General features: G+C 71.2%; 15 protein-coding genes. 3 read left to right on the top strand and 12 right to left on the bottom strand.

Annotated features, from left to right (window positions below; genetic code table 11):
• Window positions 1–830: 830 nt before the first annotated feature.
• Together ACZ5DS_RS18440 and ACZ5DS_RS18435 are read right to left on the bottom strand one after the other, a co-directional pair.
• Entirely contained in the window at window positions 831–1196 is a 366-nt protein-coding gene (locus ACZ5DS_RS18440; protein WP_468239458.1) for a hypothetical protein, read from the bottom strand.
• A gap of 175 nt (window positions 1197–1371) precedes the next feature.
• Window positions 1372–1767 carry a GNAT family N-acetyltransferase gene (locus ACZ5DS_RS18435; protein WP_468239456.1) on the bottom strand — a complete coding sequence of 132 codons (396 nt, stop codon included), beginning with the start codon at window positions 1765–1767 and terminating at the stop codon, window positions 1372–1374.
• A gap of 262 nt (window positions 1768–2029) precedes the next feature.
• On the opposite strand from ACZ5DS_RS18435, the gene ACZ5DS_RS18430 reads away from it, so the two are divergent.
• Window positions 2030–3043, top strand: a complete 1014-nt coding sequence (locus tag ACZ5DS_RS18430; RefSeq protein WP_468239454.1) for an NAD(P)H-dependent glycerol-3-phosphate dehydrogenase — start codon at window positions 2030–2032, stop codon at window positions 3041–3043.
• Between the two features lie 114 nt (window positions 3044–3157).
• Here ACZ5DS_RS18430 and ACZ5DS_RS18425 read toward each other — a convergent pair whose 3' ends face one another.
• A complete protein-coding gene (locus ACZ5DS_RS18425) occupies window positions 3158–3460 on the bottom strand; it encodes a hypothetical protein (protein WP_468239451.1) in 303 nt (100 codons plus the stop codon).
• 244 nt (window positions 3461–3704) lie between these two features.
• Window positions 3705–4268, bottom strand: a complete 564-nt coding sequence (locus ACZ5DS_RS18420) for an RICIN domain-containing protein (protein WP_468239449.1) — start codon at window positions 4266–4268, stop codon at window positions 3705–3707.
• 368 nt (window positions 4269–4636) lie between these two features.
• Between ACZ5DS_RS18420 and ACZ5DS_RS18415 the strand changes: the two genes are divergently transcribed.
• The gene (locus ACZ5DS_RS18415; protein ID WP_468239448.1) at window positions 4637–4984 is read left to right on the top strand and encodes a DUF1330 domain-containing protein; all 348 of its coding nucleotides are present in this window, start codon (window positions 4637–4639) and stop codon (window positions 4982–4984) included.
• Window positions 4985–5081: 97 nt separating this feature from the next.
• Here ACZ5DS_RS18415 and ACZ5DS_RS18410 read toward each other — a convergent pair whose 3' ends face one another.
• Entirely contained in the window at window positions 5082–5810 is a 729-nt protein-coding gene (locus ACZ5DS_RS18410) for an FAD binding domain-containing protein (protein WP_468239447.1), read from the bottom strand.
• Between the two features lie 195 nt (window positions 5811–6005).
• Here ACZ5DS_RS18410 and ACZ5DS_RS18405 point away from each other — a divergent pair, with 195 nt between their 5' ends.
• Window positions 6006–7709 carry a serine/threonine-protein kinase gene (locus ACZ5DS_RS18405; protein WP_468239446.1) on the top strand — a complete coding sequence of 568 codons (1704 nt, stop codon included), beginning with the start codon at window positions 6006–6008 and terminating at the stop codon, window positions 7707–7709.
• A 20-nt stretch (window positions 7710–7729) separates the two neighbouring features.
• Here ACZ5DS_RS18405 and ACZ5DS_RS18400 read toward each other — a convergent pair whose 3' ends face one another.
• The 7 genes from ACZ5DS_RS18400 to ACZ5DS_RS18370 form a co-directional block, all read right to left on the bottom strand.
• Window positions 7730–10552, bottom strand: coding sequence for a type 2 lanthipeptide synthetase LanM family protein (locus ACZ5DS_RS18400; RefSeq protein WP_468239445.1), 2823 nt, complete (start codon window positions 10550–10552; stop codon window positions 7730–7732).
• 106 nt (window positions 10553–10658) lie between these two features.
• The gene (locus tag ACZ5DS_RS18395) at window positions 10659–10859 is read right to left on the bottom strand and encodes a DUF6229 family protein (RefSeq protein WP_361239307.1); all 201 of its coding nucleotides are present in this window, start codon (window positions 10857–10859) and stop codon (window positions 10659–10661) included.
• A 154-nt stretch (window positions 10860–11013) separates the two neighbouring features.
• Window positions 11014–12435: an aminobutyraldehyde dehydrogenase gene (locus tag ACZ5DS_RS18390; RefSeq protein WP_468239442.1), complete on the bottom strand. Its 1422-nt coding sequence runs from the start codon at window positions 12433–12435 to the stop codon at window positions 11014–11016.
• A complete protein-coding gene (locus ACZ5DS_RS18385) occupies window positions 12428–13747 on the bottom strand; it encodes a flavin monoamine oxidase family protein (protein ID WP_468239439.1) in 1320 nt (439 codons plus the stop codon). The genes ACZ5DS_RS18390 and ACZ5DS_RS18385 overlap by 8 nt, the downstream gene beginning before the upstream one ends.
• A 27-nt stretch (window positions 13748–13774) precedes the next feature.
• Window positions 13775–14845: an ABC transporter ATP-binding protein gene (locus ACZ5DS_RS18380; RefSeq protein WP_468239436.1), complete on the bottom strand. Its 1071-nt coding sequence runs from the start codon at window positions 14843–14845 to the stop codon at window positions 13775–13777.
• Between the two features lie 4 nt (window positions 14846–14849).
• Entirely contained in the window at window positions 14850–15731 is an 882-nt protein-coding gene (locus ACZ5DS_RS18375; protein WP_468239434.1) for an ABC transporter permease, read from the bottom strand.
• Window positions 15728–16621, bottom strand: a complete 894-nt coding sequence (locus ACZ5DS_RS18370; protein WP_468239431.1) for an ABC transporter permease — start codon at window positions 16619–16621, stop codon at window positions 15728–15730. Before ACZ5DS_RS18370 ends, ACZ5DS_RS18375 begins: the two co-directional genes overlap by 4 nt.
• Window positions 16622–16623 lie beyond the last annotated feature (2 nt).

Here is a 16623-nt window from a genome sequence, read left to right as displayed (position 1 = left end):
GACCGCAGTATCGCGCCGACTGCCCCCGCAGTGTTCTGCCATGCCCCCGACCGCGTGTCCCTGCTGGCTCGTACCGGCGAGGTCTTCGCCCCGGTCGTCAGCGCCAAGGTCACCCCACGGATCGCCGGTCCCTACGCACTGGCCGACCGCCCAAGCTCATCGCGACCACGCCACGCGCCGCACCATCGGCAAGCTGCTCCTCCTGCCCTGACAGGACGCCCCGGACTCGCCACCGAGGCCCTGCCGTACTCGACCACGGCTGTGGCCGGCGCGCCGCCCTGCGCCTCGGCGGTGCGGCGCAGGTCGCCGATCGCCTGGTGGAGCGCAGCGCGCAGGTGGTAGTCCTGTCCCGTCGGCTGCAGAATCGACACGCGGCTCTGCATCGCCGCGAGCAGCGTCGCGGAGCGCGTGTCGACGTCCGCGTCTGCCGGCAGGTGCCCGCACCAGATCGCGCCACTGCTGCCACGCCTCCCACGAGTCCCGGCACCCGAGGCAGGGCTGGTCCTCCAGCACCTGGTCGGCCTCGAAGCGGGCGACCGCGAGCAGCAACTCCTCCTTCTCGGCGGGGAATTGACGGAGCCCGGCCGAGTGGGTGTCAGCACCATCCGGAAGCGGGCCTGGCCGGCGAGCATCACGGGCGCGTGCGTCGTCCGCGGCCACCCGGCCGGCACCTCCCAGGACGTGGAGGTAGGCCGACGAACAGAACGCCGCCGTCGCCTTCGCCGACGGCATCAGCGAACCACCGCACCCGCGACACAACCGCGGCCCCGCATCGTCTCCCGTGACCACGATCAGCCGCAGCCGGGGAACACCGTCCCTGCCCATCCTGGTCAGGCGAGGTCAGTCAGGTCCTCCGCGAACACGTGCGACAGAGGCTGCGGTCCCACGTACTGCTGGCAGTTGCACTGGCCGGCCTCGTAGCGCAGCGGCCTCTTGTTCTCATCCCAGGCCGTTGGCACTTCGACGCGTTCGTGGCACTGGCCCTGCTTGTCGTGCTTAGCCAGATGGTGCGTGCATCCGCACACTGGCTCCGGCGGCTTGTGCGCCGCTTCGACGGCCAACCGTTCCTCCTTCGCCGCCTCCAGCAACTGCAACTTGCGCTCATGCCGATTACGCAGTGCGGTACGGACATTTTCGGCTGCCCACGCGAAGCCACCCGTCCAGAAGATGATGAGAACCCACCAGAACCAGTCCACCAGCTGCCCCTTCCCCCTGTCCTGCTGTAGGCCAGCATAGATGGCTCATCCGAGCCGCTTGGTCCTGTCATGCAGGCCTCAGACACAGCTTCTGAGGTTGGGTCAGTGGTCTGACGATGACTCGTTGATCCCGCTTCTGGCCTGCGCATCCTGGACCCAAGGTTGGCCCGCAGTGTTACAGGGCAATGAGACCGGCTGTCGTCTCCTTGAAACCGCAGGCATCGAAATAGAACGGACGCAGGTGCTCCTCAAAGTCAACGTGGAGCCATTCGCACTTCGCGCCACGAGCTTCGTGAGCCGCAGCTGCGACCAGCGCGCCACCAACCCCTGATCCTTGGCGATGCCGGGCGACCACCGTGTCCAGGATGAACGCGTGTGCTCCGCCGTCCCAGACCACGTTGACGAAGCCGACCATCGAGCCGCCTTCCCAGGCGCAGACCCAGCCAAGACTGTGGCGGTCAAGTCGTTCTCGCCAGTCGGTCTCGGCGACCGGGTGACCGAAGCCGTCAGCATGCAGCGCGTTGAGGGCGGCGTTGTCGAAGTCGCCCCGCCACTCGTACTCGATCGTCACTCCTCGATCGTAAGGACCTGGCCAAGTCCAGCAATCGAATTACGGAGCGATGGGCGAAACGGCGGAGGCTGGGCAGCCCCGTGGTGGCGGTCGCCGACTCGATCCATGTCGGAAGTTGGGCGCCCTGCAGGTGAGTCAGCATGTGGGCGAAAGAAGGCGGCGCGCCCGCACTTCACCGAAGGCGCCCAGCGCAGACCATACGATGGCCCAGCCGAGCCGCCACCCCGGCGACGAAATCCACAACAAACGAGAGGACCCCGCGGTGAGCCAGAACTGCTCTGCCCGCGCGGCGGTGTTCTCGGCCGGCTCGTGGGGTACGGCCGTCGCCAAGATCCTGGGCGACGCCGGCGCCGACGTGGTGATGCACGCTCGCCGGGACGAGATCGCCGACGCGATCAACAGCAGCCACCGGAACCCGGCCTACTGGCCGGACACCGAGCTGCCCGCTTCCCTGACGGCCACGACTGATCCGATGGCGGCGCTCCACGGGGCGGACTACCTCGTACTCTCCATTCCTGCGCAGTCCCTGCGGGCCAACCTCACAGCGTGGGCTCCGTACATCGGTCCCGGCACTGTGATCGTGTCGCTGTTGAAGGGCATCGAGAAGGCCACCGGGCTGCGGGCCAGTCAGGTGATTGCCGAGGTGACCGGCGCCAGTGCCCAGCGGATTGCCGTGCTGTCGGGGCCGAACCTGGCGCGCGAGATCATGGCAGGCCAGCCTGCCGCCGCCACCGTCGCCTGCCCGGACGAAGACGTCGCCCGTCGCTTCCAGGCCGCGTGCCACACGCCCTATTTCCGGCCGTACACCAGCTCCGACGTGATCGGCTGCGAGCTGGGCGGCGCAGTGAAGAACGTCATCGCCCTTGCGGTCGGCATCGCCACGGGCATGGGCCTGGGCCACAACGCGCAGGCCCTGCTCATCACCCGAGGCCTGGCGGAGACGACCCGGCTGGCCACCGCCATGGGCGCCCACCCCTCCACCCTCGCCGGCCTGGCAGGTCTGGGTGACCTGGTGGCCACCTGCTCGTCGCCGTTCTCCCGCAACCGCACCTTCGGCACTCACCTCGGCCGCGGTCTGGACGTCCACGAGGCCGTGGCCGCCACCCGGCAGACCACCGAGGGCGTCAAGTCGGCCGAGGCGATCCTCGGACTCGCCCACGCCCACAACATCGAGATGCCGATCACCGGCATCATCGCCGCGCTGCTGCGCGAGAAGGTCACTCTCGCCGAGGCCGCCGCCGCGCTGATGCAGCGGCCCCCCAAGCCCGAGCGCTGACCTCGGCGCCCCGAGAGAGGCGCACCCCAACACCCTCCCGCTCCCGGAGGCTTCCGCCCTCCACGCTTCGTCTGTGCCGCGGCGGCGCTCACCCGCGGCAGCGTCAGAACCAGTTCAGCTGAGGGCTTTCCTCAACCGGTCGCAGACCCGCTCTACCTCCGCCGCCTCCGCGAAACACCCCGCCTCACCCATGGCCACCTGCAGTGCGGGACCGAAAGCGTCGAACCGGGCCATGTCCTCTTTCCGTACGGGCTGCACGACGAAGTGGATGTGGCCGGGAACCCCGCCGGCATGCGACCACAGGCACACGTACACCTGCTCCGGGGCCATCACCTCGGTGACGGCCGCGCTCACCCGCTGCAACAGGGGCCCCAGCTCGCTGGACTCCTGCGCCGTCAACTCGGCGACATGCACCACATGCCGAGTCGGCTTGACCACAACGGTGCCAAGGCCCAGCGGCCCGACGCAGTGCTCGACAACCCAGGAGCCAGTCCGCAGTACGCTCCCGCCCGGCAGCGGAGCCTTGCCGGCCATGAGGTCACACGCCAGACACCCGTCAGTCGTACCGGCATCCTCAGCCACCGATGCTCCCCCGATCCCAGACAACCCCGCAGCTCTGCACCATGTTCCGCGACCGGCACCCTGACGTCGCTACCGGTCCTCACTGGATGTACTTGAGGGTCCATTGCTGGTTCGGCAGGCCCTGGTTGTCCCAGATCTCCACGCGGGCCTGCTCCTGTCCGCCCCCGGGGCCGTGCTCGGGTTCCAGGACGCGGCCGAAGAGGTTGGAGATGGGCCCGGCGCCCACGTGGTCCGCCGGGTGGACGTACCAGAGCTGGTCGGGGTTGGAGAAGGTGTTGTCGCAGGGCGACAGCCACGTCGACCAGCCGTTCGGGCCCTGGGCCCAGCCTGCGAAGCAATCGCCGTTCCTGCGGCTCACCAGGTGGTAGCGCCCGCGGCCGTCGGCGACCAGGTCCCAGAGCAGGAACGGCGCGTCGTAGCAGTCCCACAGCCGGACGCGGTCGTCACCGTACGGGAAGCCCATGCAGCGGCCGACGCCCTGGTTTCTGACCTGGAAGGGACCTACCGCGCGCGGGGCGGCGGCCGCCGGGGTCGGATCGTCCGGGACGGTCGGTTCGGCGGCTCCGGCGCCGGGTGCGACAGCCGTTGCGAAGGTCGCGGCAAGAGCGACAGCGAGCACAGCGATGCACTTGCGTAGTTTCACGTGTTCCCCCTGTTCGACGGTCCCCCCGAGGCCGTGAGCGCTCGCCATGTTCGCGCGCGGCGAGCCGTCCGGCGGGGAAGCGGCCGGCAAACCCCCCGAAGGAGTGGGGCGGGAGGCGCTGTCCGAGCGCACGCGCGCCACTGCGGCTGATAGCGCTCCCGAACTCCCTGCCCATTGGTGTCACCGGGCTTGAGGTCCTTGCCAAGAGGTCGTCTTCGTCCTCGGCCGCGGGCCAGCAGTTCTCGGAGTCGTTCCACACGTAGGCGATCGCCGTCGTCGCGTGGTCCCTTACCTCCCAGGTCATCGACCCCCGTCTGCTGCGGCGGCAGGATCGTGGGTGTCAGGAACCGATCGACCGGGAGGATCACATGTCCGCCTTCGCGATTGCACATCTGCAAGAAGCCGCCCCGCACAGGGAGATAGCCGAGTACATCGCCCGTGTCACGGCGACCTTCGAAGCGTACGGCGGCCGGTTCCTCGTGCACGGTGCACAGCACGAGGTGAAGGAGGGTGCGTGGCCCGGGCACGTCGTGGTGATCGGCTTCCCGTCGATGGCCCAGGCTCAGGCCTGGTGGAACTCGGACAGCTACCAGGAGATCGCCCCGCTGCGCTCGCGCCACATCGACGGCGACATCATCCTGGTGCCGGGTGTAGGCGAGGACTACGACGCGACCGTCACCGCGAAGACGATGCTGGATGCTCTCGCTGCCTGCTGAGCCCACCCACGTCGGCCCAGCCTGCTCCGGCGGTCCGCCAGGAGCAAGGGCCCCCGGGAGCCGCGGGGGCCGGGAGCCGGGGGAGCCGCCGGATCCCTCAGCGGCCTGCGGAGCCACGTATCAGTTCAGTCACCTGTCGGCCGACGATCTCCCATGCGCCGGCCGGGAGTTCACCCAACCCCGTCCTCCGCAGTTCGCGCAGCGTGTCCTCGGTGTCGGCGCCGGTGTCGTACAGAGTCGTGCCGCCGATCACGTCGTAGCCGTCGCGCACCGCGACCTGGAGGCGGTTCCGGCCGCCGTCGTCGGTGTGCAGGGCCGCGGCGACGGCGAGCGGGGGCCTGCCGCCCGGTTCGGCCGGGAGTTTGCGGTAGGTGCTGGCGAGGGGCTCGCGCCAATGGATGCTCAGCAGGAGGGGGCGCTTGGCGACCAGCTCGGCCAGGTCGGTCTCCTGGACGCCCTCGGGTCCCAGGATCGACGCACGCGCCTCCAGGACGAGGGCCGCCGGCAGGAGGCAGCGCAGTGTGCTGCCGACGAGGTTGCCGCCGACCGTCGCCGTCCGCCGTACGGCGCCGGTCCCGATCGTGGCGGCGGCCAGGCGCAGCACGTCCGGTACCCGGTCGTCGATCCGGTTCAGGACCACCGCGGCGCCCAGCGTCTCGCGACCGAGGACATTGGCCTCCGGGAGGCTGCGCAGCGACATGGCCTGTGCGGGGAAGCCGTCCCGTTGCCACTCGGCCCACAGCAGGGTCGCCCCGCCGATCGGCACGGCTCCCTCGGTCAGGCACTCCTGTGCCTCGGACACGGACGTGGGCAGTCGCAACAGCATCAGGGCCGACCTGCCTTCTCTGGAGTTGGGCGAGGGGAGGCCGTGAACCGGCCACCCGTCCACGGGCATGGCGCATTCTCGTCGCGCAGACAGGGGCGCATCCAGGGCTCACACGAGCATGCCGCGTGCTCCCGCAAGCCCCCGCGAACGGGGGCCGTTCAACGGCATGCGGCTGGGGCAACTAAGCTCCCGCGCATGAGTGGAGCGGGTGCCGACAACGGCGATAGACGGGTTGTCGACGGGCGGTTCGAGCTGGAAGCACGGCTCGGCGGTGGTGGGATGGGCATGGTCTGGCGTGCGCGGGACCTGGTGCTGCAGCGGAGTGTGGCGGTCAAGGAGGTCCGGCCGCCGGATCCCGATCTCGCCGAGTACGACCCGGAGGCCGCCCGGTTGCTGCGGGAGCGGGTCCTGCGGGAAGCGCAGGCGCTGGCCCGCGTCACTCATCCCAATGTGGTGACCATCCACCATGTGGTCGACGGAGGCCAGGGCAGCTACCCCTGGATCGTGATGGAACTGGTCACCGGCGGCTCCCTGGCCGATCGGCTCGCGCGCGGGCCGATGGACCCGGGCGAAGCGGCACGCATCGGACGCGAGGTGCTGGCCGCACTGCGCGCAGCCCATGAGGCCGGGATCCAGCACCGCGACGTGAAACCGGCCAACGTCCTGCTGCGTCCCGACGGCCGGCCGGTGCTGACGGACTTCGGCATCGCGGCGATCCGTGAGGCGACCTCGCTCACGGCGACGGGATCGGTCATCGGCACACCCGACTACATGGCGCCGGAGCGCGTCTCCGGCCACGACGGCGGTCCCGCCTCCGACCTGTGGTCGCTGGCGATGATGCTCTACGCGGCGGTGGAGGGCCACCATCCGCTGCGCCGGGGCACGACCCTGGCGACACTTGCCGCCGTCCTCAACGACGAGGTCCCGCCGCCGGTCAAGGCAGGACCGCTGCAGGAGGTCCTGACTCGGGTCCTCGTCCGGGACCCGGCGGCACGGCCGGACGCCCAGGAGCTGGAGCGGATGCTGGACGCCGCCGTCCGTCAGGCCGAGACGCCCACCTCGTACCAGCTGCCGCATCCCTCCGTGCCGCAGTCTCCCGGCGGCCCTGCGTCGGTACCCACGGGCTTCGGCCCCGCACCCTCGATGCCCACAGGGCCGTACGGCACACCACCCGCCCCGACGACGTTCCCGGGGCCGCAGGACGCACGTCCCGGGTCCCTCACCGTCCCCGTGCAGCCGGGCCGTGGCCGGCGCCGGGCGCTGATCGGCCTGCCGGTCGCAGGAGTGGCGCTCGCCGGAGTTCTCGTGTGGGCGCTGCTGCCGGACGGGGGCTCGGACACGGCGGGGCCCCCCGGGCCCAGCCGTTCCACCGCCAGGACGCCGTCGGCCGGCGGCTCGGCCGCCACGGACGTCACGCCCCCCGCGAAGACACCCACCGGCAGGACGAACCTGCTGACTCCGGGCGGCATCCGTACCGCGATCAGGTCGTTCAAGCAGGCGACCGGCCGCACACGCTTCGCCTCGCTCACCGTGTATCCGGAATACGTCTCCGCCGACCTGATGGTGAAGGGCGATGACAAGAAGTACGACTCGTACATCTATCGCCCCGGCCAGGGTGTTCAGAAGGGCATCGTCAGCAACTCGCTGGGGAGCGGGAAGACGGCGGTCAGCCTGGACGACTTCCACTGGGACAAGGTCCCGTCCCTGCTGGCCGAAGCCGAGCGGAAGCTGAACGTCGATGATGCGAACACCCGCTACCTGCTGCTGAATCTGCCGGACTCCACCTTCGACAGCCCCGCCGGGATGTCCGTCTACCTCAGCAACTCCTACAGCCAAAGCGGCTACCTCCAGGCCAGCCCGCAGGGAAAGGTCCTCCAGGTCATGCCCTACGACGGCTGACGAGCCGACCGCTTCCGGGGTCAGTCGAGTACGAGAGGATCGGGCAGGGAGGCCGAGCGGTGCATGCGCAGGAGGGTGTGGACGACTCCTGCGAGGCCCGACATGAGGCTGGGGGAGAACGCCTCACGGGCCAGGCCGCCGACCGGACCGCGCTGCTCGAGGCTGCTGAGGATCTCCCCGTCCTGCTCGGAGGCATCCCCGGCGTTCATGGCCGTGAGGAACTGCCAGAGGCCGAGGTCGCCGTGGCACAGCGTGTGGCTCCAGCCGAAGCCCTCGGCCGCGCAGGCACGTGCGGCGCGCCGGGCCATGTCGAGGCGGGCCGGATCGCCGGTGCGCTCGTGCAGGTCGAGCATGCCGAGCCCGATCCCGGCGCTGCCGTGACACCAACTGGTGAAGAAGTCCTCCTCGGCGCCGATCCGGACATCGAGCCAGTTGCCGTGGTCGGGCTGCCACAAGGTCTCCTGGAAGGCGAAGGCCCGCTCGGCGAGACGGTTCCAGTCGCGCCGTTCGGCCGCGGAACCCGCCTCGCTGAGCGCGAGCCGGGTCAGCGCCCAGCCGATGCCGGTGGCGCCGTGGGCGAAGCCGCCGATGCCCTCCGGGTTGAGCCGGGTCGTCCAGCGGACCCCATCCGCGTCGACCGTACCCAGCCCGGCCAGCCTGCGGCCGATGTGCGCGGCGGCGGCCAGCCAGCGGTCCTGCCCGGTCGCCCGGGCCAGATCGAGCAGCGGGACGACTCCACCGGCCGCCCCGTTGAGGAGATCCACCTCGACGTCGTCCTCGACCAGCCGGCCCTCCAGCAGCACCGCCCGCTCGGCGGCCCGCTCCAGCAACCAGCCCGCACCGACCACCCGGTGCAGCGCCAGCCACGTCCACACCTGCGACGCGGCGCCGCTGAACGCCCCCGGTGACGGCGTCGGCGTCCGGTCCTCGGTGCTGATCAGCACGCGCAGCGCGCCCTCCAGCGTCTCGGCGACGCCGGGCACCTCGTCGGCCCGCCCGGCCCGCACCTCGGCCTGGTACTCCGCGAGCGTGAGGACCACCCCGCCCTGCCCGGTGTAGAGGTCGGCGGGCAGCACCCTGATCGACCACCCGGCGGGGGTGAAGACGGGGCTGATCCAGGTGACCGTACCGTCCTCGCCGTGTACCGCCCCGTCGCACAGCCGCCGCACCATCTGCGCGGCCAGCTCCCGGCGGCGCCGCTCCCGGTCACGCGCGTGCGGGTCGTGAGCGGGGGCCTGCACCCGCGCCGGCAGCGATCGCTCGTTCAGGTACGCGCCCACCAGCGCGTCCTGGATCACCGACTCCTCCAGCGCGAAGTCCGCGGTGCGCCAGTCCTCGACCGTGTTCCGTACGGCGGACCCGTCCACCGTGAAGGCGAACATCGGCACGTCGCCGGCCAGAAGGTCGGCGATCTCGCCGTCGATGGCCGCGCGGTCCGTCGGCGCACCGGGCAGCACCTCGGCGTTGCGCCGCAGGATGTCCCGGGCCCGCTCGACGGCCGCCGCCTCGTCGTGCAGCGAGGCCGGGTGCCACAGCATCCGGCCGATGTCGACGTACGCCTGCGTCGGCCGCAGGATCCGCCGTGCCTGCGCGCCTTCGAAGCGGCCCAGCAACCGGTACGGGTCCACGCCCGGCCCGCGCAGGTGCGTGGTCATCTCGCGGAAGCCGGCCAGGATCCGGTCCCAGTACGCGCTCAGCACCGGGGTGGGGCTGGGGTGGTTGCCGGCGGTGGGCATCGCCACCAGGCTCACCTGGAAGCGGGCCGCCGCGGTGCCGCCGTCCGCGATCACCGGGCTCGGGATCAGCGGCTGCTGGCCCGGCAGCGCACCGACCCCGGAGATGTCCACTCCGCCGAGGGCGAAGCCGGTGCCCCGCACGGGCAGCAGCCCGGTGCGCAGCACCGTACGGCGGATGGCGGCCGCCGCCACGTCCACCGCGTCGCCCCGGCCGCTGGGCGGGAAGGGCGCGGGCGAGTCGAAGAGCGTCTCGGCGTCCACGATCACCGGCACCGGGCCGGCGGCGATCATGTTCTCCGCGTGCATGTCGGTGCCGCCGGTGAAGCGGAGAACGGCCAGCCAGTGCCCCATGTTCCGGTAGAACGAGGCGAGTTCGAGGTCGTTCGCGCAGTACCGGTGGCGGACGAACTCGGCCCAGCCGTACCCCTTACGCGCCACCGTCCGTGGCACCCGGATCCGTTCGTCCGGCGCCGGGGCGTCGGGGAGGTCCGAGAACAGCTCGTCCAGCAGTGCGCCCAGAGCCACGTCGGTCTCCGACGGCCGGGGCTTGTACATGACGGTTCCGCCGGCGAAGTCGACCCGGCTGACCGTCAGGCCGCCCCGGTGACTGTCGCCCGCCCCGAACGTCACGGCACGTACCGGCCCTGCGGCTTCCCCGAGCAGCCGACGCAGAAGGTCCCGGTCCGAGGCGAGCCGTTCCGCGAAACCGGCCGTTGCCGCCACCGACATCCGCGCCACCGAAGCGATCCGTCGGCCGATGTTCGGGTACCGGCCGGCCAGCTTGTCGAGATAGCCCTCCTCACCGGCCTGCTCGACGAACGCGGCCCATGTTCTCGTGTCCGCCGCACGCTCGATGTCCGCATCGCCGCCCCCTGCCAGGCGCAGCGCGTGCAGTTCGAGGAGGAACAGGCGGGAGAGCTTGGCGTGCAATGACGCGTGCAGAGCGGTGTGGCCGGCCTCCAGCAGCACATCCCGCTCGTCCCGGCCCAGGGCGGACACGGCCGCCAGGCGCCGGGCCAGGTCCTCCCCCCAGGGTCGCGCGATGTTTCGTACGGGCTGGGCGAACCACTCCGTCTCCTCCCCGCTGTCCGGCGCCGATCCGCTCAACTTCCGCCCTCCCTGTTCTGCCGCACGTGCCGGGGCCTGCCGGGTGCCGCCCGGAGACGGCGCGGGGAACTGCGCGCGCCGCGCAGTTCCCCCATGGTGCGACCGATCAACAGCACCAGCTGCCGCGCGACCCGCTCGGGCTGGAACAGAAGCCGTACAGGGAGTCACTCGGGTCGGTGAGCGCGGCCTCCGCGGCGGCGCCGCCGACGTAGAGCGGACCGGCGGGGTTGAGCTGGCCAAAGGCGCTCTCGGCACCCGACAGCCAGGCCTCGAGCACGGCCGCGGTCTGAACACTGGTCTGGGACATCAGTGGCCTCCGAAGGCGGGAACGGGGCGGATTGCCCAGCCCTGAGTATGGCGAGATTCGAACATCCGTCAGATGTCCGATCCAGCCACACTCCAGTGGTGCTCCTGATGCCTCCTGTAGGGATCTGAGGCGCTGCGACGAGCCCTCCGTCCCCTCACAACATGACGTGCTTGACCTGCGTGTAGTCGAGTAGGCCGGTGAGGGACAGGTCGCTGCCGTAGCCGGAGTGACGCACTCCGCCGTGCGGCATCTCCGAGACTGTCGTGCCATGGGTGTTGACCCAGACGATGCCGGTGTGCAGTGCCCGGCTCGCGCGCATGGCTCGGTCGTGGTCGCGGGTCCAGACGCTCGCGGCGAGCCCCTGGGGAACGGCGTTCGCCATGCGGAAGGCCTCGGCCTCGTCGGTGAAGGCCTGGACGGTGACGACCGGGCCGAACACCTCGCTCCGTACGATCTCGTCCCCCTGCCGGGCCCCGGCCACCACCGTGGCCTGGTGGAAGTATCCGGGCCGGGTGAGGGCCGTGCCGCCCGTGACCACCTCGGCATGAGCAGGCAGACGCTCCAACAGGCCGCAGACAGAAGCAAGTTGGCCCGCGTTGGCCAGCGGGCCGAAGTCGGCGTGCTCGTCGTCGGGTGCTCCGGGCACGCGCTGTGCCGCCCTGCCGGCGAAGGCGTCCAGGAAGGTGTCGTGGATCCGCCGGTGGACGAGGATCCTGGTGGCGGCCGTGCAGTCCTGCCCGGCGTTGTAGAAGGCCAACGACGACAACTGCTCGACCACGTCCGTGAGATCGGCGTCCTCGTGGACCAGGACCGGTGCATTGCCGCCGAGCTCGAGATGCAGCCGCTTGAGGTCGGCGGACGCCGCAGCGGCGATCTCCTGCCCGGCGCGGACACTGCCGGTGACGGCGACCATCCGTACCCGGGGATGGGCGACGAGGGACCGACCGGTGTCACGGTCGCCGCACACGACGTTGAGCACGCCGGGCGGCAGGTGCTCGGCGGCCAGCCGGGCGAGGAGCACGGCGGAGGAGGGCGTGCTGTCGGACGGCTTCAGGACGACGGTGTTGCCCGCGGCCAGCGCGGGGGCGACCTTCCAGACGGCCATCATCAGCGGGTAGTTCCACGGGGTGATCTGGGCGCAGACACCGACCGGCTCACGGCGCACAACGGAGGTGCGCCCCGGTGTGTACTCGGTCGCGGCAGCACCCGGCAGGTTCCGGGCGGCTCCGGCGAAGTACCGCAAGACGTCCACGATCGCGGGCAGTTCGTCCGCCAGGAACAGGGCACGCGGCTTGCCCGTGTCGGTCACCTCGGCGCTCGCGAGCGCGTCCGCCTCCCGCTCCAGGGCGTCGGCGATGCGCAGCAGCGCGGCCTGCCGCTGTGCCGGAGTCGTCACCGACCAGCCGTGGAACGCCTCCTCGGCCGCCCGGCAGGCCGCGTCCACGTCCTCGGCGCCGGAGAGCGGAGCCGTGCCGTGCTGCTGCCCGGTGGCCGGGTCGATCAGCCGCACAGTGGCACCGGAGGCGGCCGGTACCTCGCTTCCGCCGATGTGGTTGAGGTGTGCGTCGTCAGCCACGGCGCAACGCCTCCTCGGCGGCGGCGCGGCCGGTGCGGACGGCACCCTCCATGTATCCGGCGACCCACTGGTCGGAGCCGCAGACGTAGAACGGCGGTTCGTGGGTGCCGTGCAGCGGGCCGACCGCCATGACCTCGCCCGGCGGCCACTGGGTGACGTAGCCCTGGGTCCAGGGATCGGTGCCCCACAGCCGCAGATGGCAGGCGGCCGGCCGACGTGCCTCGTCGCCGAACAGGGCGGCCATCTCGGCGAGCAGCTCGGGGGTGCGCAGATGGGGCGGGGTGCCGAGCAGGACTCCGTAGCGCTCGGGCGGGATCAGCGCCGACAGCATGCCCTCGCTCTGCGGCCAGGTGCTGCCCAGCACACCCTCGGCCTCGGACAGGCCGTTCAGATCGTCGTCCCGCCAGAAGGGACGGTCGTACACGGCCGCGAACTTCGCGGCGACCGCCTGGCGTTGCCGGTGCAGAGAGGCGAGCCGGGCCGGACTCACGCCGGTGACGGCGACATCCCGCAGCGGTCCCACGGGCAGGGCGCTCACCACGGCGGCGGCGGTGAGGACTTCGCCGGTGACGAGGCGGACGGTGCAGTGGCCGGGGCGTATGTCCAGTGCGGCGACCGGCGAGCCGAGCCGGATCCGGGGGCCCAGCTCGCGGCCGAGGATCTCGGCGAGCGTCGCCGATCCTTCCGCCGGCCGTAGCCCCTCCCAGTCGTCGTAGTCGTAGTCGCCCCCGCCCGAACCGGGGACCGCCGCGCTCTTGCGCAGCGCCGCCAGCAGCGAGATCCGCTCGTACGAGCCGCCCGCCAGGGCGAGTTGACCGATGTCCCACAGACGCACCACGGCCGGCGAGGCGTGCCGGGAGCGCAGCCAGTCGGCCACGGACAGCCGGTCCAGGGCGGCAGCGTCCGGATGCGACCAGGGGTCGCCCGGATCGACGGTGGCGGCGAGGGCGGTGAACTCGGCGCCCAGCCGCTCGTGCAGCAGCGCGTCACCGGGGCCGAACCAGTGCGGTGGATCGCCGGCCGAGCGGCCCTCGGGTGTGGCACGGGTGATCCGGCCGGGCTCGGCGACATAGCTGGGGACGAGTTCCAGGCCGAGTTCCCTGGCGAGTCGGAGGTAGGCGGTGTGCCCGTGGCCGACCACCTCGCCGCCCAGCTGGACGGTACGGCCGTCGGGTGTCCGGGTCTGCTCGACCCGGCCGCCGACGCGGTCCCGGGCCTCCAGGACGAGCACGTCGGTGCCGGCGGCGGCCAGGTCCCGGGCGGCGGTGAGCCCGGCGAGACCGGCGCCGAGCACGATCACGTCGTGGTGCATGAGCTTCGCTTTCGTCGTGGAGTGGGGTCAGGCCAGGACCAGGCAGTGTTCGGGGCGCCAGCCGAACTCCACCGTCTCGCCGCCGCTCCAGCGGTCCTCCATGCGGGCCCGGGCCGTGTTCTGCTCCAGGACGGACAGCGTGACGCCGGGGGCGAGTTCGATCAGGTAGGTCGTGGTCGGACCGCTGTAGACGGTTTCGCGGATGACACCGCGCAGCATCGACATTCCCGGTTCGAAGTCCGAGAGCCAGATCTTCTCGGGGCGCACGGACACACTGACGGCGGTGCCGTCCGCGATGCCGGTACGGGCGCCGACCGGCAGGGCGGGCCCCTGGTCCAGGGTGACCTCGCCGCCCCGGTAGGTGCCGCTCATCAGGTTGGACGTGCCCATGAAGGAGGCGACGAAGCGGCTGGCGGGGTGTTCGTAGATGTCCTCGGGGGTGCCGCACTGCTCGATGCGCCCCTCGTTCATCACCGCGATCCGGTCGGACATGGTGAGCGCCTCGTCCTGGTCGTGGGTGACGAAGACGAAGGTGATGCCGACCTCGCGCTGGATCTGCTTCAGCTCCACCTGCATCTGGCGGCGCAGCTTCAGATCGAGGGCGGCCAGCGGCTCGTCGAGGAGGAGGACGGCCGGGCGGTTGACGAGGGCGCGGGCGAGGGCGACGCGCTGGCGCTGGCCGCCGGAGAGGGTGCGGGGTCTGCGGTCGGCGAGGCCGGCCAGCTGGACCAGATCCAGCATCTCGCCGACGCGCTGCCTGATCTCGGCCCTGGCGACGCCCTTGCGCCTGAGGCCGAAACCGACGTTGTCGGCGACGCTCAGGTGGTCGAACAGGGCGTAACTCTGGAAGACGGTGTTGACGTTGCGCCTGTTCGGCGGCAACGCGGTCACGTCCTCACCGGCGAGCAGCACCGAGCCCTCGGTGGGGTCGCTGAATCCGCCGATCATGCGCAGCGAGGTGGTCTTGCCGCAGCCGGAGGGGCCCAGCAGGGAGAAGAAGTGGCCGGCCTCGATGGCGAGGTCGAGACGGTGGACGGCGTAGGAGCCGGCGAACTGCTTGGAGACGCCGTCGAGCCGGACGGCCGGGGTCGCGTCCATGGAGTCACTCTCCGGAGAGGATGTCGAGGCCGCCACGGCGGCCGAAGAGGCGCGGGATGAACAGGGCCAGGGCGATCAGGGCGATGGATCCCGCGAGCATCAGCGTGCCGACCGCGTTGATGGTGGGCTGCACCCCGAAGCGGATCGCCGAGTAGATGCGCACCGACAGCGGTTGGGGGTCGACGCCGGTGGTGAAGTAGGCGAGGACGAAGTCGTCGAAGACCAGCGCGAAGATCAGTACGGCACTGGCCAGGACGGCGGGGAGCAGGGCCGGCAGGGTCACCAGCCGGACCGCCTGCCAGCGGGTGGCGCCGAGGTCCATCGCCGCCTCCTCCACCTCCGGGTTCAGCGCGGCCACCCGGGATCGGAGGACGACCGTGACGTACGAGATGGAGAAGGTGATCTCGGCGAGCATCACCGTGCCGGTGGACAGGGCCACGCCCAGGCCCTTGAACAGCAGCATCGACGCGACGCCCGTGACGATCTCCGGCGTGATCAGCGGCACCAGCATGATGAGGCCGGCCAGCGAGCCGATCCGGGTGCGGCAGCGGACCAGGCCGAGTGCGAGCGCCACCCCGAGGACGACCGAACCGGCCATCGCCACCAGGGAGATCCGCAGGCTGGTGTCCAGCGAGGAGACCAGGACGTCGTCGTGGACGAACGCGCGGTACCAGCGCAGGCTGAATCCGCCGAAGACGGTGAGGGACTTCTTCGAGTTGAAGGAGAACAGGGCCACGACGGCGATCGGCAGGTAGAGCAGTGCGAAGAAGAGCGCGGTGACGGCGATGAGTATGCGGGGTTTGCGGTCGGCGCGTCCGCGTCCCGAGCGGGTCCGGGCGGCCGGACGGGCCGGAGCCGTGCCGGAGGGCAGGCGGAGCAGGGTCATCGGCGGGCCTCCGCCTCGTCCTTGCGGGTGCGCCGCAGATAGCCGAGCATCCCGATCAGCAGGACCAGCATCAGCAGCATGGTGAGCGCGGAGCCCAGCGGCCAGTTCTGGCCCTGGAAGAACTTGTCCTGGATGAGGTTGCCGATCATGATCTGGTCCGGTCCTCCCATGAGCTGCGCGCTGACGAAGTCGCCCATGGCGGGCAGGAAGACCAGCACGAGTCCGGCCGCCGCGCCCTGGCGGGTCGCGGGCAGGGTGACGTGGAGGAAGGTGCGGATCGGGCCGCCGTAGAGGTCGCGGCCGGCCTCGATGAGGGAGACGTCCAGGCGCTCCAGGGCCGCGTACAGGGGGATGATCATGAAGACGACGAAGCCGTAGACGAGTCCCGCGACCACGCCGGCGCCGGTGTTGAGGATCTTCGTGCCGCCGTCGGCCAGCCCCACCGCGCGCAGGGCGCGCAACACGGGCCCGTCGTCGGAGAGGACCACCGACCAGCCGTACATCCGTACCAGGTAGTTGGCGAAGAACGGCACCACGATCGCGGCGATCAGCGCGTGTTTGTACCGCCCGCCGTACAGGGCGATGGTGTACGCGACCGGGTAGGCGATCAGCAGGCAGATCGCGCAGGTCAGCAGGGCGTAGCCGAGGGAGCGGGCCAGGACCTCGGTGTAGGCGGGGTCGGCCAGGGCGCGCACGGCGGACAGGTCGAAGCCGAAGCGCGGGTTGCCGAGGTCGTCGGTGGTGCCGACGGCGAGGACGGCGACGAGCACCAGCGAGGCGATCAGGAAACCGGTCATCCAGAGGGTGCCGGGCAGCATGAGCCAGGTCCAGATGCGGGTGCCGTCGGTGTCCCGGCGGCGGGCGCCGGGGGAGTGGCGGAGCAGTGCCAAGG

This window comes from Streptomyces sp. NPDC031100, assembly GCF_055570785.1.
The sequence above is the reverse complement of the archived record's forward strand: the minus strand, read 5'-3'. Positions and strand labels throughout refer to the sequence as shown.